Annotated in this window: 17 protein-coding genes; 11 read left to right on the top strand and 6 right to left on the bottom strand. The window is 70.4% G+C overall.

What is annotated here, in order from left to right; all coding sequences use genetic code 11:
• The first annotated feature begins 179 nt into the window (after window positions 1-179).
• From ACGFNH_RS11120 to ACGFNH_RS11095, 6 genes are all read left to right on the top strand, one after another.
• On the top strand, window positions 180-1289 hold the full coding sequence (locus ACGFNH_RS11120; RefSeq protein ID WP_393652752.1) for a PP2C family protein-serine/threonine phosphatase: 1110 nt from the start codon (window positions 180-182) through the stop codon (window positions 1287-1289).
• Between the two features lie 192 nt (window positions 1290-1481).
• Entirely contained in the window at window positions 1482-3098 is a 1617-nt protein-coding gene (locus tag ACGFNH_RS11115) for an ABC transporter substrate-binding protein (protein ID WP_393652751.1), read from the top strand.
• Between the two features lie 4 nt (window positions 3099-3102).
• Window positions 3103-4026: an ABC transporter permease gene (locus ACGFNH_RS11110; protein WP_393652750.1), complete on the top strand. Its 924-nt coding sequence runs from the start codon at window positions 3103-3105 to the stop codon at window positions 4024-4026.
• Window positions 4019-4954: an ABC transporter permease gene (locus ACGFNH_RS11105; protein WP_393652749.1), complete on the top strand. Its 936-nt coding sequence runs from the start codon at window positions 4019-4021 to the stop codon at window positions 4952-4954. Before ACGFNH_RS11110 ends, ACGFNH_RS11105 begins: the two co-directional genes overlap by 8 nt.
• Window positions 4955-4966: 12 nt before the next feature.
• Window positions 4967-5947: an ABC transporter ATP-binding protein gene (locus ACGFNH_RS11100; RefSeq protein ID WP_393652748.1), complete on the top strand. Its 981-nt coding sequence runs from the start codon at window positions 4967-4969 to the stop codon at window positions 5945-5947.
• Window positions 5940-6989, top strand: a complete 1050-nt coding sequence (locus ACGFNH_RS11095) for an ABC transporter ATP-binding protein (RefSeq protein ID WP_393652747.1) — start codon at window positions 5940-5942, stop codon at window positions 6987-6989. The genes ACGFNH_RS11100 and ACGFNH_RS11095 overlap by 8 nt, the downstream gene beginning before the upstream one ends.
• Window positions 6990-7069: 80 nt before the next feature.
• Here ACGFNH_RS11095 and ACGFNH_RS11090 read toward each other — a convergent pair whose 3' ends face one another.
• The 5 genes from ACGFNH_RS11090 to ACGFNH_RS11070 form a co-directional block, all read right to left on the bottom strand.
• Window positions 7070-8176: an ABC transporter ATP-binding protein gene (locus tag ACGFNH_RS11090; protein ID WP_393652746.1), complete on the bottom strand. Its 1107-nt coding sequence runs from the start codon at window positions 8174-8176 to the stop codon at window positions 7070-7072.
• Between the two features lie 11 nt (window positions 8177-8187).
• Window positions 8188-9249, bottom strand: a complete 1062-nt coding sequence (locus ACGFNH_RS11085) for an ABC transporter ATP-binding protein (protein ID WP_393652745.1) — start codon at window positions 9247-9249, stop codon at window positions 8188-8190.
• Window positions 9250-9260: 11 nt separating this feature from the next.
• Window positions 9261-10238 (bottom strand): ABC transporter permease, encoded by a 978-nt coding sequence (locus tag ACGFNH_RS11080; protein WP_393652744.1) that lies wholly within the window; start codon window positions 10236-10238, stop codon window positions 9261-9263.
• Window positions 10239-10342: 104 nt separating this feature from the next.
• Complete coding sequence (locus tag ACGFNH_RS11075; RefSeq protein WP_393652743.1) at window positions 10343-12142, bottom strand: ABC transporter substrate-binding protein; 1800 nt, start codon at window positions 12140-12142, stop codon at window positions 10343-10345.
• 98 nt (window positions 12143-12240) lie between these two features.
• Entirely contained in the window at window positions 12241-13269 is a 1029-nt protein-coding gene (locus ACGFNH_RS11070) for an ABC transporter permease (RefSeq protein WP_393652742.1), read from the bottom strand.
• A gap of 388 nt (window positions 13270-13657) precedes the next feature.
• Between ACGFNH_RS11070 and ACGFNH_RS11065 the strand changes: the two genes are divergently transcribed.
• Complete coding sequence (locus ACGFNH_RS11065) at window positions 13658-14644, top strand: hypothetical protein (protein WP_393652741.1); 987 nt, start codon at window positions 13658-13660, stop codon at window positions 14642-14644.
• Between the two features lie 114 nt (window positions 14645-14758).
• Here ACGFNH_RS11065 and ACGFNH_RS11060 read toward each other — a convergent pair whose 3' ends face one another.
• Complete coding sequence (locus ACGFNH_RS11060; protein ID WP_393652740.1) at window positions 14759-16885, bottom strand: prolyl oligopeptidase family serine peptidase; 2127 nt, start codon at window positions 16883-16885, stop codon at window positions 14759-14761.
• Window positions 16886-17266: 381 nt separating this feature from the next.
• On the opposite strand from ACGFNH_RS11060, the gene ACGFNH_RS11055 reads away from it, so the two are divergent.
• From ACGFNH_RS11055 to ACGFNH_RS11040, 4 genes are all read left to right on the top strand, one after another.
• Window positions 17267-17461, top strand: coding sequence for a hypothetical protein (locus ACGFNH_RS11055; protein ID WP_360851860.1), 195 nt, complete (start codon window positions 17267-17269; stop codon window positions 17459-17461).
• A 53-nt stretch (window positions 17462-17514) separates the two neighbouring features.
• Window positions 17515-18423 (top strand): N-acetyl-1-D-myo-inositol-2-amino-2-deoxy-alpha-D-glucopyranoside deacetylase, encoded by a 909-nt coding sequence (mshB, locus tag ACGFNH_RS11050; RefSeq protein WP_393652739.1) that lies wholly within the window; start codon window positions 17515-17517, stop codon window positions 18421-18423.
• Entirely contained in the window at window positions 18420-18788 is a 369-nt protein-coding gene (locus tag ACGFNH_RS11045; protein WP_393652738.1) for a DUF6113 family protein, read from the top strand. The genes mshB and ACGFNH_RS11045 overlap by 4 nt, the downstream gene beginning before the upstream one ends.
• 150 nt (window positions 18789-18938) lie before the next feature.
• Window positions 18939-21161 carry a hypothetical protein gene (locus ACGFNH_RS11040; protein WP_393652737.1) on the top strand — a complete coding sequence of 741 codons (2223 nt, stop codon included), beginning with the start codon at window positions 18939-18941 and terminating at the stop codon, window positions 21159-21161.
• Window positions 21162-21252 lie beyond the last annotated feature (91 nt).

Below are 21252 nucleotides of genomic sequence, written 5' to 3'. Positions count from 1 at the left end.
ACGCGCGGCTCGGGCGAACGGCCCGTCAGAGACCTCGGTGGGCCCGTCCGGCACCGGTTGCCGGGCGGGCCCACCGTCGTTCCCGGACATCGCCTGCCGCCGGGCGTCCCGTTCCCGAGGCACGCCCAACCGGAGTCCTTCCGCATGCAGGCGTACGGGCGCTGCGGTGGACTGGGGCGGTGGCCCAGAGCGCGATCATTCCGCGGCAGACGCGGAAGTACCTGCCGAGCCCGCGCACGTTCGTCCTGTGGATGATCGGGCTGAGCGCCGTCATCATCGTCGTCGGCTACGCGCTCGGCCATGTCTCGCGGCTCGCCACCGTGCTCGTCTTCCTGCCCGCCTATGCCGCCGGCGTCGGCACCGTGCGGCAGACCGCCGTCGCGGCCGTCTGGGTGACGCTCCTGGTGTCGGGGTCCTTCGTCGGCCCGCGCGGGGACGAGACCAACACCGTCACCGCGTTTCTCATCACCGGCGGGCTGGGGGCGCTGGCCGTCGCCACCGCCGCGGAGCGCGTACGCCGGGAGACCGAGCTGACCCGTGTCCGCACCGCCGCCGTCGCGCTCCAGCACCAGATCCTGCGACCCCTTCCGCTGCGCACCGACCAGGTACTGGTGTGCGGGCTCTACGCACCGCTGGAGGAGGACAAGCTGGTCGGCGGGGACATCTACGAGGCGGTCTCCTCGCCGTACGGGACGCGGCTGCTCATCGGTGACGTGCAGGGCAAGGGACTGCCCGCCATCGGGGCCGGGTTCGCGGTGCTCGGCGCGTTCCGGGAGGCGGCGCAGCGCGAGCCCACCTTGTCGGCGGTCGTCGACGCCATGGAGAGCGCGGTGGTCCGGCACAACGAGTTCGCCACCGCGACCGGCGAGCCCGAGCGGTTCGTCACCGCGCTCGTCCTCAGCGTCGACTCCGGTGCGGCGGCCCAGGCGGTCAACTGCGGCCACGGGGAGCCGTATCTGATGATGCGCGACCGCTGCGGCCCGGTCCCGCTCGACGAGGCCGGGGTGCCGCTGGGACTGGATTCGCTGTCCCCGGTGCCCCGTACGGTCCAGTGGCTGGCGTTCCCCGACGACGCGAGCCTGGTGCTGTGCACGGACGGCATCACCGAGGCACGGAATCCGGACGGCGCGTTCTATCCCCTCGGTGAGCGCCTGGACGGCTGGCGGGGGCTGAGGCCGGACCGGCTGGCCGAGACGCTGCGCGCGGATGTGCTCCGGTACACGGAGGGGGAGCAGCGGGACGACATCGCGGTGCTCGTCGTCCGGCGCCTGCAGAGCATCACGTCGTAACCCGGCGGCCGGGTCCGGGCGATCCCGCCGGTCGTCCCGCGCGCTCCCCGTGGCCTGTGCGGGGGACGACCGCTCCCGCATCCGGGGGGTTCTGGGTCGCGACCCGCGCGGGGCGCCACGGCCAAGGGCGGTATGCGGCATCTCGGGGTGTTATTTGGAGATCAGTGACCGGTCTTCCGAGGAGGCACCACCATGCGCCGAGCCACCTATGCCACACGGGCCGCCGGTGCGGTGGCCCTCGCTCTCACCGTGACCGCGTGCGGCGGCGCCGGTTCAGGCGGCGGCTCGGCGGTCCTGAGCTCCTCCTGGGGCGACCCGCAGAACCCGCTGGAGCCGGCCAACACCAATGAGGTGCAGGGCGGCAAGGTCCTCGACATGGTCTTCCGCGGGCTCAAACGGTACGACCCGAGGACGGGCGAGGCGAAGGACATGCTCGCCGAGCGCATCGAGACCTCCGACGCGCAGAACTTCACCGTCACCGTCAAGGACGGCTGGACCTTCAGCAACGGCGAGAAGGTCACGGCACGTTCGTTCGTCGACGCCTGGAACTACGGGGCGCTCATCGACAACCAGCAGAAGAACGCGTACTTCTTCGAGTACATCGACGGCTACGACCGGGTCCACCCGGAGTCCGGGAAGGCGAGCGCCAGAACGCTGTCGGGGCTGCGCGTGAAGGACGACCGGACCTTCACCGTCAAGCTCACCCAGAAGTTCTCCACCTGGCCCGAGACCCTCGGCTACCCGGCCTTCGCGCCGCTGCCCCGCGCCTTCTTCGACGACCACGACGCCTGGCTCGACAAGCCCGTCGGCAACGGCCCGTACGCGATCCAGTCCTACGCCAAGGGTTCCGCGATGCGGCTGCGGAAGTGGGAGGACTATCCGGGTGAGGACAAGGCGCAGAACGCCGGAGTGGATCTGAGGGTCTACACCGACAACAACGCGGCGTACACCGACCTCCTCGCCGGCAACCTCGACCTCGCCGACGACATCCCGGCCTCCCAGCTCAAGAACGTCCGCCGCGACCTGGGCAACCGCTACATCAACCAGCCGGCCGGCATCATCCAGACCCTGGCCTTCCCCTTCTACGACAAGAACTGGGGTGCGGGGAAGGAGAAGCTGCGCATCGGCCTCTCCAAGGCGATCGACCGCAAGCAGATCACCGAGCAGATCTTCCAGAAGACCCGCACCCCTGCCAGCGACTGGACCTCACCCGTCCTCGGCGGACAGGGCGGGTACAAGGCGGGCCTGTGCGGGGAGGCCTGCGAGTACGACCCGGCCGAGGCGAAGCGGCTGATCAAGGAGGCGGGCGGCCTGCCCCGCGGGAGGATGACGCTCACCTCCAACGTCGACACCGGCTCGCACCGCACCTGGATGGACGCCGTCTGCAACAGCATCAACAACGCCCTCGGCAACGACCGGGCCTGCACGGTCAATCCGGTGGGAACCTTCGCCGACTACCGCAACCGGATCCACAGCGGCAGGATGTCCGGGCCCTTCCGCACCGGCTGGCAGATGGACTACCCGCTCATCCAGAACTTCCTCCAGCCGCTCTACTACACCGACGCCTCGTCCAACGACGGCAAGTGGAGCGACGAGAAGTTCGACCGGCTCGTCAACGACGCCAACGCGCACAGCGTGCAGAACCGGGCGGTCTCCACCTTCCAGGACGCCGAGAAGATCCTCGCCGAGAAGATGCCCGCCATCCCGCTCTGGTACCAGAACGGCAGCGCCGGCTACACCGACCGGCTCTCCGGCGTCATCCTCAACCCGTTCAGCGTCCCCGTCTACGAAGAGATCGAGGTCGGCTGAGCGCATGGGGCGCTACGTCATCCGGCGGCTGCTGCAGATGATCCCGGTGTTCATCGGCAGCACCTTCCTGATCTTCTTCATGGTCTACGCGCTCGGCGACCCGGTCGCCGCGCTGTTCGGCGACCGGGCCCCCGACCCGGCCACCGCCGCCCGCATCCGCCACGAACTCTTTCTCGACCAGCCGCTGTGGCGGCAGTACGTGCACTACATGGGCCAGATCTTCCAGGGCCGGTTCGGCACCGCGTTCAACGGCCAGCCGGTCACGGAACTGATCGCCGAGTCCTGGCCCATCACCCTGCGGCTCACCCTCGTCGCCGTCGCCATCGAGTTGACCATCGGCGTCGTCCTCGGCGTCGTCGGCGGCCTGCGGCGCGGGCGCACCGTGGACACCGGTGTCCTCTTCCTCACGCTGGTCGTCATCTCGGTGCCGACCTTCGTGACCGGCTATCTGCTGCAGTTCGTCTTCGGCGTCCAGTGGGGGCTCATCCGACCGTCGGTGTCCCCCGAGGCGCCGGTCGGCGAGCTGCTGCTGCCGGGCCTCGTCCTCGCCCTGGTCTCACTGGCCTACGTCACCCGGCTCACCCGGACCTCGATCGCCGAGAACGTCCGGGCCGACTACGTACGGACCGCCGTGGCCAAGGGACTTCCGCGGCGCCGTGTCATCACCCGCCATCTGCTGCGCAATTCGCTGATCGCGGTGGTCACCTTCATCGGCACCGACATCGGGACGCTGATGGGCGGCGCGATCGTCACCGAGCGGATCTTCAACATCCACGGCGTCGGCTTCCAGCTCTACCAGGGCATTCTGCGCAACAACGCGCCGACCGTCGTCGGCTTCGTCACCATCCTCGTGATCGTCTTCCTGCTGGCGAACCTTCTCGTCGACGCCCTCTACGCCGTACTCGACCCGAGGATCCGCTATGCCTGAGGAGACGCTCGAGCGCCCCACCGGCCCCGCCGACGTCCCGGGCGGTCCCGATGCGGCCGGGCCCGCGGCAGCGGCAGCCGTCCCCGCGCGCAGCCTGTGGTCCGACGCCTGGCGCGATCTGCGCCGCAACCCCGTCTTCCTCCTCTCCGGGCTGCTGATCCTCTTCCTGGTGTTCATCGCCGTGTGGCCGCAGGCGATCGCTGGCGGCAACCCGCTCCAGTGCGACCTGTCCAAGTCGCAAGCGGGCCCCGCGCCCGGCCACCCCTTCGGCTACGACACCCAGGGCTGCGACGTCTACACCCGTACCGTCCACGGGGCCCGCGCCTCCCTCGTCGTCGGCATGTGCGCCACCCTCGGCGCCACCCTGCTCGGCGGGCTTCTCGGCGGGCTCGCCGGGTACTTCGGCAACTGGAGCGACGCGGTGCTCTCCCGTACGGCCGACATCTTCTTCGGTATCCCGGTCGTGCTGGGCGGACTGGTCCTGCTGTCCGTCGTGACCAGTTCCACGGTGTGGCCGGTCGTGGGCTTCATCGTGCTGCTCGGCTGGCCGCAGGTCTGCAGGATCGCGCGCGGCGCGGTCATCACGGCAAAGCACAACGACTATGTGCAGGCCGCCCGCGCGCTGGGCGCGGGCCACACCCGGCTGCTGCTCCGACACGTCGCGCCCAACGCCGTCGCGCCGGTCATCGTCGTCGCCACCATCGCGCTCGGCACGTACATCGCGCTGGAGGCCACGCTCTCGTACCTCGGCGTGGGGCTGCGCCCGCCGACCGTCTCCTGGGGCATCGACATCTCCAATGGCGCACCCCAGATCCGCAACGCCCCGCACATGCTGCTGTGGCCCGCGGGCGCGCTGAGCATCACCGTGCTCGCGTTCATCATGCTCGGCGACGCGGTGCGCGACGCCCTCGATCCCAAGCTGCGCTGAGGAGAGCCCACGATGACGACGCTGCTGGACGTGCGTGATCTGCGGGTGGAGTTCCGTACGCGGGACGGGGTGGCCCGGGCCGTCAACGGCGTCTCGTACAGCGTCGACGCCGGGGAGACCCTGGCCGTGCTGGGGGAGTCCGGCTCCGGCAAGTCGGTGACGGCCCAGGCGGTCATGGGGATTCTCGACAGCCCGCCGGGCCGGGTGACGGGCGGGCAGATCCTGTTCCAGGGGCGGGATCTGCTGACGATGGACCGGGAGGAGCGGCGCAGGCTGCGCGGCGCCCGGATGGCCATGATCTTCCAGGACGCGCTCTCGGCCCTGAACCCGGTGCTGAGCGTGGGTTATCAGCTCGCGGAGATGTTCCGCGTCCACGAAGGGGTCTCCCGCAAGGAGGCCCGGGCGCGGGCCGTGGAGCTGATGGACCGGGTGCGCATCCCGGCGGCACGGCAGAGGGCGGGCGACTATCCGCACCAGTTCTCGGGCGGCATGCGGCAGCGGATCATGATCGCGATGGCGCTGGCCCTGGAGCCGGACCTGATCATCGCGGACGAGCCCACCACGGCGTTGGACGTCACCGTGCAAGCCCAAGTCATGGACCTGCTCGCCGAGTTGCAGGACGAGTACAAGATGGGGCTCATCCTGATCACCCACGACCTGGGGGTGGTCGCGGACGTGGCCGACAAGATCGCGGTGATGTACGCGGGCCGGATCGTGGAGACCGCCCCGGTCCACGACCTCTACAAACGCCCCGCCCACCCCTACACCCGGGGCCTGCTGGACTCGATCCCGCGCCTGGACCGCAAGGGCCGGGAGCTCTACGCGATCAAGGGCCTGCCGCCGAGCCTGCTCGGCATCCCGCCCGGCTGCCCCTTCAACCCGCGCTGCCCCCGCGCCCGCGACATGTGCCGCACGGACCTCCCCGCGCTGCACGAGGTGGCCCAACACCGGTCCAGCGCCTGCCACTTCTGGAAGGAGACGCTCGATGCCTGAGGCGATCCTCCAGGCGCGCGGCCTGGTCAAGCACTATCCGCTCACCCACGGCGTCGTGGTCAGGCGCAGGATCGGCGCGGTCAAAGCCGTCGACGGGGTCTCCTTCGACCTCCACCGCGGCGAGACACTGGGCATCGTGGGCGAGTCCGGCTGCGGCAAGTCCACGCTCGCCAAGCTCCTGGTGAACCTGGAGCGGCCGACGGCCGGCGAGATCCGCTACCGCGGGGAGGACGTCACCCGGATGTCCCGGCGCGCGCTGAAGGCCGTACGCCGCAACATCCAGATGGTCTTCCAGGACCCGTACACCTCGCTCAACCCGCGGATGACGGTGGGCGACATCATCGGCGAGCCCTTCGACATCCATCCCGAGGTGGCGCCCAAGGGGGACCGGCGGCGCCGCGTGCAGGAGCTGCTGGACGTCGTCGGGCTCAACCCGGAGTACATCAACCGCTATCCGCACCAGTTCTCCGGCGGCCAGCGCCAGCGCATCGGCATCGCCCGGGGCCTGGCCCTGCGCCCGGAGATCATCGTCGCGGACGAGCCGGTCTCGGCGCTGGACGTCTCCGTCCAGGCCCAGGTCGTCAACCTCATGGAGCGTCTTCAGGACGAGTTCGGGCTCTCCTACGTCGTCATCGCGCACGATCTGTCCGTCGTCCGGCACATCGCGGACCGGGTGGCGGTGATGTACCTCGGCCGGGTCGTGGAGACCGGCACCGACGAGGAGATCTACGACCACCCCACCCACCCGTACACCCAGGCCCTGCTCTCCGCCGTCCCCGTCCCCGACCCGGAGGGGCGCGGCGGGCGCGAGCGGATCCTGCTGCAGGGCGACGTGCCCTCGCCGGCCGACCCGCCGTCCGGCTGCCGCTTCCGTACGCGCTGCTGGAAGGCGAACGAGCGCTGCGAGCGGGAGACTCCGCCGCTCGCCGTCCCGCCGGGGTTCCGGGCGGCGGACGGCCCGGTGGCGCACGACTCCGCCTGCCACTTCGCGGAGGAGCGGGCGGTCACGGGGGCCGCGGCGGGGCCGTTGCCGGACGCGTAAGCCTCGCCGGGAAAGCGGTGGAGCCCGCGCCCTCAGGGGCACGGGCTCCACCGCGGGTTCTGCCCGCCGGGCTCGGGGCTCTACGCCTCTTTCTCCAGCGCAGCCAGCGCCGGGTCGAGGACGACGTCCTCGCCGCGCGCCGCGATCGTCGGCTCCTCGGGGAAGTGGCAGGCGGTCAGGTGCCCTGCCGTGTTGCCGCCGATCTGGACGAGCGGCGGTTCCTGGGTCGCGCACTTCTCCTGCGCCTTCCAGCACCGCGTACGGAAGCGGCAGCCGGACGGCGGGTTGATGGGCGAGGGCACGTCACCGGCGAGGCGGATGCGCTCGCGCGCAGGCGCTTCGTCCAGCTCCACCTCGGGAACGGCCGAGAGGAGCGCGTGCGTGTACGGGTGGCGCGGGCGGTTGTAGATGGACTCGCGGTCGCCGACCTCCACCACCTTGCCCAGGTACATCACCGCGACGCGCTGCGAGAAGTGGCGCACCACAGCGAGGTCGTGGGCGATGAACAGGAACGCGATCCCCAGCTCCCGCTGGAGCTTCTGGAGCAGGTTCACGACCTGTGCCTGGATGGAGACGTCCAGCGCGGAGACCGGCTCGTCCGCGATGATCAGCTTCGGCTCCAGGGCGAGCGCACGGGCGACGCCGATGCGCTGCCGCTGACCGCCGGAGAACTCGTGCGGGAAGCGGTTGTAGTGCTCGGGGCTGAGACCCACGGTCTCCAGCAGTTCGCGCACCCGGTTCTCGCGGCCTCCGGGCGGGGTGATCCCGTTGACCTCCATGGGGCTGCGGATGATCGTGCCGACCGTCTGCCGCGGGTTCAGCGACGAGTACGGGTCCTGGAAGATCATCTGGATCTCGGAGCGGATCGGGGCGAGCGCCTTGCGGTCCGCCCGCGTGATGTCCCGGCCCTGGTAGGTGATCTTCCCGCCCGTCGGCTCCATGAGACGGGTCAGCAACCGGCCGGTCGTGGACTTGCCGCAGCCGGACTCGCCGACCAGGCCGAAGCTTTCGCCCTCGTGCACGGTCAGGTCGATACCGTCCACGGCCTTGACCGCGCCGACGGTGCGCTTGATCGGGAAGCCGCCCTTGATGGGGAAGTGCTTGGTCAGGCCTTCCGCCGTCATCAGCGGCTCACCCGACGCCGGAACGGCGTCGCGGGGGGTGGGCAGGGTGAGTTTCTCGGTCACGGTGAATCTCCCTAGCCCAGCCGGGGCTTGATCTGCTCGTCGAAGAGGGTCTGCTTCTGCTCGCCCGTCAGGTGGCAGGCCGACCCGCGGCCCAGAGGCAGCACCGGACGCTCGCCGGAGCACCGGTTGCCCCCGACCTCGGAGACGAAGGCGCAGCGCGGGTGGAACGGGCAGCCGCTCGGCGGGTTCAGGAGGCTCGGCGGGCTGCCGGGGATCGACAGCAGCTCCTCGTCGGTCCCGGAGGACAGACGGGGCATCGAGCCGAGCAGACCCCAGGTGTAGGGGTGCCGCGGCGCCCGCAGCACCTCCGTGACCGAGCCGCGCTCCACGGCGCGCCCCGCGTACATCACCAGGATGTCGTCGGCCATGTTGGCGATGACACCGAGGTCGTGGGTGATGAAGATGATCGCCGAGCCGAACTCCTGCTGGAGATCCTTGAGCAGGTCGAGGATCTGCGCCTGGACGGTCACGTCCAGCGCCGTCGTCGGCTCGTCCGCGATCAGCAGCTGCGGGTTGCAGACGAGCGACATCGCGATCATCGCGCGCTGGCGCATACCGCCGGAGAACTGGTGCGGATAGTCGTCCACCCGCATCTTGGGCTGCGGGATGCCGACCTTGTCGAGCATCTCGATCGCACGCCGCTTCGCCTCGCGCCTGGAGGCGCCGGTGTGCTTCATGTACGGCTCGGCGATCTGCCGGCCCACCGTGTAGTACGGGGAGAGGGCCGTCAGCGGGTCCTGGAAGACCATCGCCATCTTGTTGCCGCGCAGCTTCTCCAGCTTCTTCTCCGGTGCGCCCGTCAGCTCCTGGCCATCGAGCACGATCTCGCCCGTGATGGTCGTGGTGGCGGGGTTGTGCAGGCCCAGCACCGTCAGGTTGGTGACGGACTTGCCGGAGCCCGATTCGCCGACGATGCCGAGCGTCTTGCCGCGCTCGACGTTGAAGGAGAGGCCGTCGACCGCCTTGACGATGCCGTCCTCGGTGGAGAACTGCACATGAAGGTCGCGCACGGACAGGAAGGAGTCCGACCCGGTCGGTGCGGGCTCGCCCTCGGTCTTGGTGAGTGTGGTCACGGGTCGATCTCCTAGGACAGGCGCACGCGCGGGTCGATGTAGGCGTACGCGGCGTCCACGATGATGTTGAACAGAAGGATGAACGCGGCGCTGAAGATCATCACGCCCATCGTGAGTGGCAGGTCCTTGTTCTGCACGGACTGCACCGCGAGGCGCCCGATGCCGGCGAGGCTGAAGGTCGTCTCGGTGACGATGGCGCCGCCGAAGAGCGCGCCGAGGTCCATGCCGAGGATGGTGACGATCGGGGTGAGCGAGCCGCGCCAGGCGTAGCGGTAGAACACGTAGTTCTTCGACATGCCCTTGGCGCGGGCTGTGCGGACGTGCTCTTCCTGCAACTGCTCGATCAGGGTGGAGCGCGACATACGGGTGTACTGCGCCGTGAAGATCGCCGCCATCACGCACCACGGAATCAGCAGACCCATGAACCAGGCACCGGGACTCTCGGTGAACGGTATGTACTTGGGGTTGTCCAGCCAGCCGCTGCTGTAGACGAAGATGCCCAGCACGATCGGGCCGAGGAAGTAGATCTGCATCGAGCTGAGCACCAGAGAGACCGAGCTGACGGTCTTGTCGATCATGGTGCCCTTGCGGCGGGCGGCGACGATGCCGGCGCCGAGTCCGACGGTCAGGAAGACCGCGAGGCCGCCGACTGTCAGGGAGAGCGTCATCGGGAACCGGTCGATGATCGTGTCCCAGACCATCTGGTTGTTGTTGAAGGAGACGCCGAAGCACGGGGCGTTGCAGTGTCCGACGGCGAAGTCGCGGCCGACGAAGATCCCCTTCATGAATTCCCAGTACTGGATGTGTACCGACTGGTCGAGGCCCAGGTTCTTGTGGATGATCTCGATCGCGGGCTTGGTGCAGTTCTTCCCGCACGCGAGCAGGGCCGGGTCCTGTGGGACCGCGAAGAAAATGAAGAACGTGAACGCGCTGATCAGGATGAGGATCACTGCGGCGCCGAACGTCCGGCGAAGAAGGAATTGAAGCATCGATTTCGCTGCTCTCGGGACGGCGGCTGCTGGGAGGTGGGCTTGCCAGGGGGGCGCCCGCTCCGCCGGGGCGGGCGCCCCCTGGTCCTAGCTACGCGCGGTTGTTACTTCTTGAGGAACAGCCGCGTGACGTCGATGTAGCTGGTGTCCGCGTTGTAGCGGGCGCCACCGACGTTGGATCCGTAGATCTGGAACTGCTTCGTGAAGTAGATCGGGGCCGCCGGGTTGATCTCCTCCACGATGTACTTGTGGAGCTTGACCCACTCGGCATTCGCCTTCTCCGGGTCCGTGATCTTGGCGATCCGGTTGATCTCCTTGTTCACGTGCTTGTCGTTGGTGTGCGAGTAGTTCGACGAACCGTCCTGGATCTGCGTGCCGTCGAAGGACGGCGGGATGACGGTGCTGGGGGAGGACCAGTCCTGGCCCCAGCCGGTCATGTAGATGTCCAGCTTGTTGTCGACCTTGCCGACCTGCTCGTACCACGTGGCGTTGTCGATGTCCTTCTTCTGGACGTCGAAGCCCGCCTTCTCCAGCGCGTTGGTGATGATGAGGGCCTGCTGCTGGCGGATCTCGGTGTTGGCGTAGCCGTAGACGAGCTTCATGCCCTCCTTGCCGGCTTCCTTCAGCAGCTTCTTCGCCTTCTCCGGGTCACCGTTCGGCTTGGCGATCTTGCCGTAAGGGTCGTAGCCCTTCTCGTAGCCCGGCAGCGTCGGAGCGAGCAGACCACCGGCCGGCTCACCGGCGTAGGTGCCACCGTCGGGGCGGATGATCTGGGTGCTCGGCAGCGCGTAGGTGATCGCGTCGCGGACCTTCTTGTCCTTGATGCGGTCCAGGTTGAAGTTCATCTGCCACACGTACGGCTGGTAGCCGCGGATGGTGCGGGCGAAGGCCTTCTTGTCGTTGACGACCTTCTTGGCCTGGCTGATGTCGACCGCGCCGGTGAACTGGATGGCGTTCTTGGCAGCGCTGCGGTCGGCCAGGATGCGCTTGGTCTGCTCGGCGTCCTGGACGTTGTACTGGATGTCGAAGCCGTCGACGTACTGGTGACGGACCGAGTCGGTCTTCGGGTCCCAGTTGGCGTTCTTGACCAGCTTCATGCCCTTGCCGGGCTTGAACTCGCCGATCTTGTACGGGCCGAGCGCGACCGGCTTGTTGTCGTACTTCTCCTTCGTGTCCGCCTTCTCCGGCACGATGGAGTAGCCGCGCATCGCCAGCATCTGCGGGACGTCCGCCTGCGGCTCCCTGAAGTGGAAGACGATCGTCTTGTCGTCCGGGGTCTCCAGGACCTTGTCCGGCAGGTGCTTGCCCTTGAACGGACCGCCGGGCAGCCCCTTGCGGTAGCTGGTGCCCGCGCCGGACAGCCACTGCTGCAGGTAGGTCGGGCCGTCGGTGATGAACGGCGCGTACAGACGCTCCACCGTGTGGCGGACGTCCTTGGACGTGATGGCGTTACCCTTCTCGTCCTTGATGCCGTCCTTGAGGGTGTACGTCCAGGTCTTGCCGCCGTCCGAGGCCTTGCCGGAGTCGGTCGCCAGGTCGCCCACGACCTGCTTGCCGCCGTTGTCGTCCTCCTCCAGCTGCGTCAGGCCGCGGTGGATGAGGCGGCCGAGCAGGCCGGCGTCGCTGACGTAGCTCTGACCCGGGTCCAGGTGGGAGAAGTCGTCGGCCTGCCACACGGTGATCATGCCACCGGATTTGGCGCCCTCGACCTCCTTGGCCGGGCCCTTGGACGCCGCGGCGTCACCGAGTCCCACGGCCTCGGACTGCGACTTCGCGTCGTCCTGGCTGCTGGACTTGTCCTTGCCTTCGTTGCTGCTGCCGCTGCTGCATCCGGCCAGCGCCAGCGAGCCGGCGGCGAGCGCGACCACAAGGGCGCGTGCTCTGCGCGTAGAGCCAATGTTCATGGCGTCGGGTGCTCCTGTCGGTTGTGATCCATTTGCGCTGCCGTGTCCGGAAGGGAGTCCGGCGAAGGGTCGGCAGCCACCCCCCTCGAAATGGACGGCTACCGTCCGGACTTCGGGTCGAAGGCATCCCGGACGGAGTCGCCGAGGAGGTTGAAGGCGACCACGAAGATCACCATGGCGATGCCCGGGAAGTACATGTAGGTCGGATTGGTCTCGTAGATGCGGCCGGCGATGGAGAACATCCGGCCCCAGTCCGGGGTCGGCTCGACGAAGCCGACACCGACGTACGACAGGAACGCGACCGAGAGGATCGTGGAGGGCAGCAGGTAGGTCGCCTGCACCAGGATCGGCGTGACCAGGTTCGGCAGCAGCTCCTTGCGGATGATCCGCCAGGGCGAGGCGCCGGAGACCTTCGCGGCCTCGACGAACTCCCGCTCGCGCAGGGACAGGGTGGAGCTGCGCACGAGGCGGCTCATGCCCATCCAGCCCAGGAACCACAGGACGAAGACGATCGCCAGCGCGCGGACGTATGTCGGAGTCTCGTCCTGCGGGCTCACGAACACCGCGGTGATGACCGGCATGGTGGCGATGAAGAACAGCTGGCTCGGGAAGGCGAGGAGGAAGTCGGTGACCCGGCCCAGCCAGTAGTCGACCCTGCCGCCGTAGTAGCCGCCGACCAGGCCGATGATGACTCCGGTGATCACCAGCAGGACCGTCACGACGACCGAGATGTAGAGGGAGGTGCGCATGCCGTACAGGAGCTGGGTGAACACATCACGGCCGAGGTTGGGCTCCAGGCCGAACCAGAAGTCGCCGGACATGCCGCCGTTGGGCCCCGTCGGGTCGCCGAAGTCGTCCAGCAGCCCGGCCTGCTCCTGGCCGTAGAGCGTGTACGGGTCTTTGCCGTACAGCGACGAGATGACCGGAGCGAGGGCGGCTATCGCGAAGAAGAAGAGCACCACGAACGCCGATATGACGCCCGTGCGGTCGCGCTTGAAGCGCAGCCACATCAACTGGCCGGGGGAACGGCCTGTGAGGGACGGGTCCTTGCCCGCGCCCTTCTCAGGCGTCGTCGGAACCGTCGCTGCGTCGGCGGTCGGACCAGCAGCTTGGGTTGGGCTCGTCATTGGCTTCATGCCCCCGGAGGCGAAAATTGTTTGACACAGAAGAGCAGCGGGTCGCGCTGTTGATTGTCCGGAACTCTTACGAGCTAATCAACGCGCGTCAAGAGGCAAAGCGGTTGGGAACGCCCGACTCTTCGCTTCTTGAGCGAAGATTTCGCAGATTGACGTCCGCGCGTGCTTGACAGGGGCACGTCGTGCAGTGATATGCCGGATAAATCCGGACCAACTTCGTTAACGTACTAGCAACTTCATTGACGCAACTCCGATATACGGACGGACCACGGTGGAGACCGTACGGCCGTGCGGGTGCCGTAGACCGGCCGGGGCGGGCTCGGACCCTCCCCGGCCGGTCGCTTGTCGAAAGGTCGCCTTGCGGGGTAGAACCGCAGGCATGGGACAGGGGCGCACACTCGTGCGCGGAGCACGCCTATTCGGGGCATTCGCCTGTGCCCTGCTCGCGTTGATCGAGCTGATGTGGGTCATCCAGGACGTCACGGCGGCCGCCGAGCCTGTCGATGTGTGGTGGCTTTGGGCCGGTATGCCCTCCCGAGCGGAAGGGGGCATCTGGGGCACATCGCTGATCGATCCCGTGCTCGTCTGCGTCCATGCCGTGGTCGCCTTCATCGCGCTCCAGTCCGTCGCCGTCGCCCCGGGTGCGCTCGCCTCCGCCGCCGTCGCCACGATGGCGCTGCGCCTCCCCAGCCTGTGGATGCTCCAGTCCGACTGGATGCGGGTGATCGACGACGACCTGCGGTCCCGGGCGACGTTGACCGCGGCCGCCGGTGTGGTGATCGGCGCCGTGCTGCTGGTGACGGTCGTGGCCGGCCGCCGGCCCGCGGACTACGAACCGCCCTCGCCCCGGCCGGGCCGGGGCGCTTCCCTCACCGCCTGCGTGCTCCTCGCCACCGCGGCGCTGGCCGGGGCCGCTTGGCAGATCCACCGGGCCGGCGAGTGGGGCTGGGCCACGTACCGGAAGGTGCTCGTCGGCGACGGTCCGCAGAACGTCTACGCCCTGCTCCAGCCGCCGTACGGATGGCTCGGCTGGACCGTCGTCGCACTGAGCCTCGCGGGCGCCGTCGCCGCGCTCCGGCGCACGACCTGGGCGCGGGCGCTGGGGTCGACGGCGGCCGTGATCCTGCTCGCGCGCGGGCTCACCGGCATCTCCGCGCAGCAGCGCAGCGAGATGCTCGCGCACCTCGGGGACCTGCCGCTCCAGGAGCAGTTGAGCGTGGCGACAGCGCTCTTCGAGACCCTCGCCGGCTTCCTGGTGCTCACCGTGCTGGCGCGGCGCGGCGAGCGCCTGGTGCCGGATGCGGGCGGGGACGCGTACGGCTACCGGGAGGGCGAGCCGTACGCCGTGCAGCCGCCGCGCTGGTGACGCCCGCCGGCGCCGTCCGGCCCGCACCCGCCCACCACCGCGAGGGCGGGCGGACGCGGAGCGGACAGCGGGAGCGTGATCCGGCTCAGGCGTCGGACCTCGGGCGCCGCAGGCTCAGGCCATGCCCAAGGACCGCTTGAGGAAGTCCACCTGAAGCAGCAGCAGGTTTTCGGCCACCTGCTCCTGCGGCGTCATATGGGTCACCCCGGACAGCGGGAGCACCTCGTGCGGCCGGCCCGCGGCGAGCAGCGCGGAGGACAGCCGCAAAGTGTGCGCGGCGAGGACGTTGTCGTCCGCGAGCCCGTGAATGATCATCATGGGGCGGTGCGTCTCCGCGGCGCCCGACAGGCCCTCGTCCGTGACCACCGAGTTCGCCGCGTAGACCTCGCCGGCCTCGTCCGGGTGGCCGAGGTACCGCTCCGTGTAGTGGGTGTCGTACAGCCGTTGGTCGGTGACGGGCGCACCGACCACCCCCGCGTGGAAGACATCGGGCCGGCGCAGCACGGCGAGAGCGGCCAGATATCCGCCGTACGACCATCCGCGGATGCCGACCCGGGTCAGGTCGAGGGGATGGTCCCCCTCCAGTGCCCGGAGAGCCTCCACCTGGTCGTCGAGGGTCACGCCCGCGAGGTCGCGCGCGACGGCCTTCTCCCATCCCGGCGACTGCCCTGGCGTGCCGCGGCCGTCCGCGACGACCACGGCGAACCCCTGGTCCGCGAACCATTGCGAGGTGAGGTACGCGTTGTGGGCGGCCACGACGCGCTGGCCGTGCGGACCGCCGTACGGGTCCATCAGGACCGGCAGCGGCCCGTCCTCCTCGCGGTACCCGGTGGGCAGCAGCACGGCGCACGGGATGCCGCGCGCGCCGGCCCGGACCAGCCGGGGCGCGGCCGTGAGCACCGGCGTCTCCGCATACGACGGGACGGTCGCCGTCGCCTTGCCCTCGTTCAGCACGCGGACGGTGGACCCGCTCGCGTCGAGCGAGGCGGAGGAGAGCACCAGGACGGAGCCGCAGCGCACGGCCGAGTGCACACCGGGGCCCTCGGAGAGCCGCTCGACGCCCAGTTCGCTGACGCGGAAGACATGGATCTCACCGGTGGCGGGGTCTTCCGCCTCCGGCCCCGCGGACGCCGAGACCAGCACGTCGTCGGCGGACACATGCAGCACCGCGCGTACGTGCAACTGCGGTCCGGTGAGCGGCCGGGCGCCCACGACGAGGACGCGCGCCCCGCCCTCGTCCGCGATCCGCACCAGCCTCCCGTCCGGAGTCCACGCGGGCACACCGGGGAACAGATCCAGCCAGACCGGGTCCTCGTCGGCGTGCAGCATCCGCGTCCGGCCGGTCCCGGTGTCGACGGTGAGGTAGAGCTGATCGCGCTGGTTCCTGGCCTGCACCAGCAGCAGCGGCGGTCCGGCCGGCGACCAGTGCACCCGCGCCAGGTACGGGTACGCGGCGCGGTCCCACTCCACCTCCGTGCGGGAGCCGTCGAGCCCGGCGAGCAGGAGCCGGACATCGGCGTTGGGCGTCCCGGCCGCCGGGTACGCGACCTTCTGCGGGGCGCGGTTCGGGTGCGTCGGATCGGAGATCCACCAGCGCTGCACCGGCGACTCGTCGACCCGGGCGACCAGGAGGCTCTCGCTGTCCGGGGACCACCAGAAGCCGCGGGCCCGGTCCATCTCCTCGGCGGCGATGAACTCGGCGAGCCCGTACGTGATGTCGTCCTCGCCGTCACCGGGCGCGGCGAGCGCGCGGTCCCCACCGCCGTCGGCGTCCACGACCCGCAGGGCACCGCCCGCGACGTACGCGACGCGGCGCCCGTCGGGCGAGGGGCGCGGGTCCACGACCGGTCCGGGGACAGGGAGTTCGCGTGCGGTACCGGCGCGCAGCTCCGCCGTGAAGAGCCGGCCGGAGAGCGCGAACGCGGCCAACTCGGCCGCCTCGTCCACCGCGTAGCCGACGACCCCGGCGGATCCCTCCCGGCTGCGCTCCCGCCGCGCCCGCTCCTCGGCGGACAACTCCTCGGACGCGCCGCCCAGCAGCGCTGCGGGATCGGCGACGACCCGCTCCTCGCCGGAGTCGAGATCGCGCACCCAGAGCAGATTGGCCCGGTCGGTGCCGCCGCGGGAGCGGAGGAAGGCGATGCGCTCCCCGTCCGGCGACACGGTGAAGGCGCGGGGGGCGCCGAGGGTGAACCGCTGGGTGCGGGCGTGCTGGCGCGGAAAGGAGATCTGTCCCGTCATGCCCCCAGACCCTATGTGCGGCCCCGCCTCAGGGACACCGCGCCGATGGCCTGCCGCGCCGCGAGGCGGGAACGGGCGCCCGGTGGCGGGCGGGAACGCGCGCCCGTCGCCGGGCGGGAGCGGGCGTCCGCCCGGCGGGTGCGGCGGTCGGCGCATGCCGGGAGCCGTGAGCCGTGAGCCGGGTGGTCCTGGGCGGGGAGCTTCCGGCCTGCGCTGGGCGCCCCCCGGCGGCGGACCCGTGCGCCCCTTCTCTGCACCCGTGCACCGATCCATGCTCAGGAGCGGAAAGTTATGATCAGTTGCGCACAGTGGGCGAGAAGCCCGCGGCAGTGCGAAATCATCCGCTCGTTGATTCGGCCCCGTCTTTGGAGGTGAACCGCCGTGGCACTCTCGATCTCGGCGGTAGTGCTGCTGGCGATCATCGTCTTCCTGCTGGTCCGGAAAGCCGGGCTCAAAGCGGGACATGCGGTGGTCTGCATGCTGTTGGGCTTCTACCTGGCGAGTTCGTCCGTCGCCCCGACGATCAGCGAGCTGACCACGAACGTCGCAGGCATGATCGGCGGCATCAAGTTCTGACCGCCCCCGGGCGCCCGGCTCGTACCCCGGCGCCCGGCTCGTACGCTGTAGGCATGACCGATCTTCCCGGCCACCGTCTTCTGCTCGTCCACGCGCACCCGGACGACGAGACGATCAACAACGGCGCCACCATGGCCAAGTACGCGGCCGAGGGGGCCCACGTCACCCTCGTGACGTGCACCCTCGGCGAGGAGGGCGAGGTGATCCCCGCCGACCTCGCCCATCTCGCCGCCGACCGTGACGACACCCTCGGCACGCACCGCATCGGCGAACTGGCCGCCGCCATGGCCGAGCTCGGCGTCACCGACCACCGCTTCCTCGGCGGCCCGGGCCGCTACCGCGACTCCGGGATGATGGGGCTGGCGCAGAACGACCGTCCCGACGCCTTCTGGCAGGCGGACCTGGACGAGGCCGCGGCGCATCTGGTCGCGGTGGTGCGCGAGGTCGGGCCGCAGGTGCTGGTCACCTACGACGAGAACGGCGGCTACGGTCACCCGGACCATATCCAGGCCCACCGCGTCGCCATGCGCGCGGCCGACCTGGCCGCCGATCCCGCCTTCCGCCCCGACCTGGGCGCACCGCACACGATCGACAAGATCTACTGGAACTGCCTCGCACGCTCCGCCGCCGAAGCGGGACTTGCCAGGCTGCGCGAGGCCGACGTGAGCTTCGACGGCGTCGCCACCGCCGACGACGTACCGGGTGTGGTCGACGACGCGGAGGTCTCCGCGCGGATCGACGGGCGGGCGCACGCCGCGGCGAAGACGGCGGCCATGCGGGCGCATGCCACGCAGATCGCCGTCGACGGCCCGTTCTTCGCGCTCTCCAACGACCTCGGCCAGCCGCTCTTCGCCGAGGAGCACTACCGGCTCGTACGGGGCGAAGCGGGCGGAGAGCCGCCGGAGGGCGACCTGTTCGCCGGTGTCTCCTCCGTCGCGGACGGGAAGAGGGGGGACCGTTGACCACCGGGCGTCTGACGGCGTACGCCGTCCTGTTCGTGCTCGGCGCACTGGTCGGCGGGGCGGGCGCGCTCGTCCAAGCGGCCTGGTTCCCGGCCGGGTTGCTGCTCGCGCTGCTCGGTGTCGCCGCTGTCTGCTACGGCGGGGCGAAGGCGCTCGGCTCCCGGGCCGGTGCCGCGGCACCCGGCGGCGGCTGGCTGATCGCCGTCATCCTGCTGACGGCCACGCGTCCGGAAGGCGACTTCGTTTTCGGTGCGGGCGTGGGGTCGTACATGTTCCTGCTGGGCGGGATGATTGTGGCTGTGATCTGCGCCACTATGACGCGGGTGCCGCCACCGGGCGTGCAAGCCGCCCGACTTGGCAAGTGACGTGACAAACCCCCCGGGCACCGGGACCACCTTCGGGGTGGCCGATACGGCCGTCCCTGGGTCGCCGTCGGCGCTGCCCAGTATGGTGGACGCGCCGCCGAGCCGCCCGAGCACGGACATGGGTGGCGGAGCTAACCGGGAGAACCAGCCTTGAGCCGAGAAACTGACAGTTCGTCCTCCGGGCCCCAGGGGCGCGGCGGAGCCGCGTACCCGTCGGGGACCCCGCCGTACGGCACCCGTCGGTACCCGTCGCCGCACCCCGCGCAGGACTCCGGGCACGATGACGCCGCTGCGAACGACAGCGAAGCGCGCAAGCCGGAGGAGCCGAAGACCGAGACGACGCTGACGACCCGGATCCGGATCAACATCCCGGGCTCCCGGCCCATTCCGCCGGTCGTCGTGCGCAAGCCCGTCGAAGACGGAGACACGGACAGCGGTCCCGCGCCGGGACCGACGTCCTCCGTCACGGGCACGTCGCCCACGCCGCCGGCCGGTGTCCCCGCGCCTTCCCCCGCCCCCGTTCCGCGGGGCGAGTCGCCTGCGCCCAGGCCCGGCGGCAGTGGTGAGGGCAGGGACGAGGCGAAGACCAGCGACTGGTTCGCGCCGCGCAAGACACCGGCCGCCACGCCGCCGGACCCCACCCCGCCGCCCGCGGGCGGCGGGCAGCGGTCCGACCTTCCGTACTTCTCCGGCGGACCGGGCGCCGGGTCCGGCTCGTCCGGAACCGGTGCGCCCGGGGCCGGTTCGGGTCCCGGCGCGGGCCGCGGTCCTGGGCGTGGACAGGGGCCCCGGCCGGGGGATACCGGCAGCAACCCCGTGTACGGCGCCGGAGGCTCCGGCCCGTACGGTGGCGGCCAGAGCGGCGACACCGGCACCGGATCCGTTCCCGCGTACGGCGCGGGCCCCGGCTCGGGTTCCGCGGGGCCGCCGCCTTCCGGCGGCCGGCCGGGTCAGCCCGGTCACCCCGGATCGGCCGGCCCCGGGGGTCCGACCTCCGGGCCGATGACCGGTGACATGCCGCTCCTGCCGCCCGGGTTCCAGCGTTCCGCGGGCCAGGGCGGAGGCGACGAATCCGCCCGGTTCACCCCGCAGCCCCCCGCGCCAGGCGACACCGGGCACCTCCCACCGGCTCCCGGCATCGGTGCGGTCGGCCCCGGCCACGGTGGTCCGGGCCCCGGCGGCCAGGTGCCTCCCGGACCCGAGGGCCCGGGTGGGCCCGACGGTCCGCGCGGACCGGAGCGCATTTCGGGCGACACCCTGGTCAGCGGGATCCCGCGGGTTCCGTCGTCCAACGAGTTCCCGTTCCCGGGGAGTCCGGCGGCCGGCGAGCGGGCGTTCCCGCCCGGGCCGTCCGCCCCGGAAGGGCCGGAGCATCCGGCGCCCGCGCCGGTCGACGTTCCGAGTCCACCGCCTCCCCGGCCCGCGAAGAAGGGCCGCTCCAAGCTCGTTCTCGTCGGGGCGGGGCTCGCCGGCCTGGTCGTCGTCGCGTACGGCGCGGGTCTGCTGCTCGACCACGCGGACGTGCCGAACGGCACCACCGTCCTCGGCGTGGACATCGGCGGCATGACGAAGGAGGACGCCGTCGCCAAGCTCGACGGCGCACTCGGCGACCGGATCAACGCGCCGATGACCGTGACGATCGACGGCGAGGAGCGCTCGCTCAAGCCGTCCAGCGCGGGCTTGGCCGTCGACACCCGGACGACCGTGCGCGACGTCGCCGGGCGCGACTACAACCCGGTCTCCGTGATCGGCTCGCTCTTCGGGGGCTCCCGCCAGGGCACGCCTGCCATCGAGATCGACGAGGAGAAGCTCGCCGCGGCGCTGAAGACGCTCTCCGGCCAGGCGGCGGGCAGCGAGGACGGCACCATCAAGTTCGTGCCGGGCAAGGCCGTCGCCGTACCGGGCAAGACGCACAAGGCGCTGGACGTGAACCAGTCCGTCGACGCCGTCGAGGACGCGTACCGCGAGCGGGCCGAGACCGGGGAGAACGCGGCGCTGGACCTGCCCGTCAGCATGCAGAAGCCGTCCATCAGCCAGGCCGAAATCGACCGGAAGATGAAGGAGTTCGCCAAACCGGCGATGTCCGATCTGGTCACGGTCAAGGCCGGCAACAAGTCGATCCCCTTCGGGCCCGACAAGTCGCTGCCGAAGATCCTCTCCGTGAAGCCGGTCAACGGCCGGCTGGTGGAGGTCTACGACCGCGAGGCGCTCAAGAAGCTGTACGGCAGCACCTTCGAGGGCATCCTCATCACCAAGGGCGACGGCAGCAAGAAGCCCGTCGCTCCGGAGGATGTCGCCGCGGCACTGGCCAAGGCGCTCCGCGGCAAGACTCCGGAGGAACGTATCGGCGTCATCCCGATCAATCCCAGCTAGGACGACGCGGTTCGCCGCGACCGAGCCCCCGCGCCCGCCTCAGGGCCGGGGGCTCGGCCATGCGCGCGGTCCGTGCCCTCCGCCCGGTCCG

It is taken from the genome of Streptomyces sp. NPDC048639 (genome assembly GCF_043199075.1).
Taxonomy (GTDB): domain Bacteria; phylum Actinomycetota; class Actinomycetes; order Streptomycetales; family Streptomycetaceae; genus Streptomyces.
The sequence above is the reverse complement of the archived record's forward strand: the minus strand, read 5'-3'. Positions and strand labels throughout refer to the sequence as shown.

What these genes read in the sequence shown, in the direction of transcription:
- ACGFNH_RS11100 (WP_393652748.1), top strand. Translation starts at nt 4,967, where the DNA reads ATGACGACGCTGCTGGACGTGCGTGATCTGCGGGTGGAGTTCCGTACG.
- ACGFNH_RS11075 (WP_393652743.1), bottom strand. Translation starts at nt 12,142, where the DNA reads ATGAACATTGGCTCTACGCGCAGAGCACGCGCCCTTGTGGTCGCGCTC.
- ACGFNH_RS11060 (WP_393652740.1), bottom strand. Translation starts at nt 16,885, where the DNA reads ATGACGGGACAGATCTCCTTTCCGCGCCAGCACGCCCGCACCCAGCGG.
- ACGFNH_RS11065 (WP_393652741.1), top strand. Translation starts at nt 13,658, where the DNA reads ATGGGACAGGGGCGCACACTCGTGCGCGGAGCACGCCTATTCGGGGCA.
- ACGFNH_RS11080 (WP_393652744.1), bottom strand. Translation starts at nt 10,238, where the DNA reads ATGCTTCAATTCCTTCTTCGCCGGACGTTCGGCGCCGCAGTGATCCTC.
- ACGFNH_RS11110 (WP_393652750.1), top strand. Translation starts at nt 3,103, where the DNA reads ATGGGGCGCTACGTCATCCGGCGGCTGCTGCAGATGATCCCGGTGTTC.
- ACGFNH_RS11070 (WP_393652742.1), bottom strand. Translation starts at nt 13,269, where the DNA reads ATGACGAGCCCAACCCAAGCTGCTGGTCCGACCGCCGACGCAGCGACG.
- mshB (WP_393652739.1), top strand. Translation starts at nt 17,515, where the DNA reads ATGACCGATCTTCCCGGCCACCGTCTTCTGCTCGTCCACGCGCACCCG.
- ACGFNH_RS11105 (WP_393652749.1), top strand. Translation starts at nt 4,019, where the DNA reads ATGCCTGAGGAGACGCTCGAGCGCCCCACCGGCCCCGCCGACGTCCCG.
- ACGFNH_RS11095 (WP_393652747.1), top strand. Translation starts at nt 5,940, where the DNA reads ATGCCTGAGGCGATCCTCCAGGCGCGCGGCCTGGTCAAGCACTATCCG.
- ACGFNH_RS11115 (WP_393652751.1), top strand. Translation starts at nt 1,482, where the DNA reads ATGCGCCGAGCCACCTATGCCACACGGGCCGCCGGTGCGGTGGCCCTC.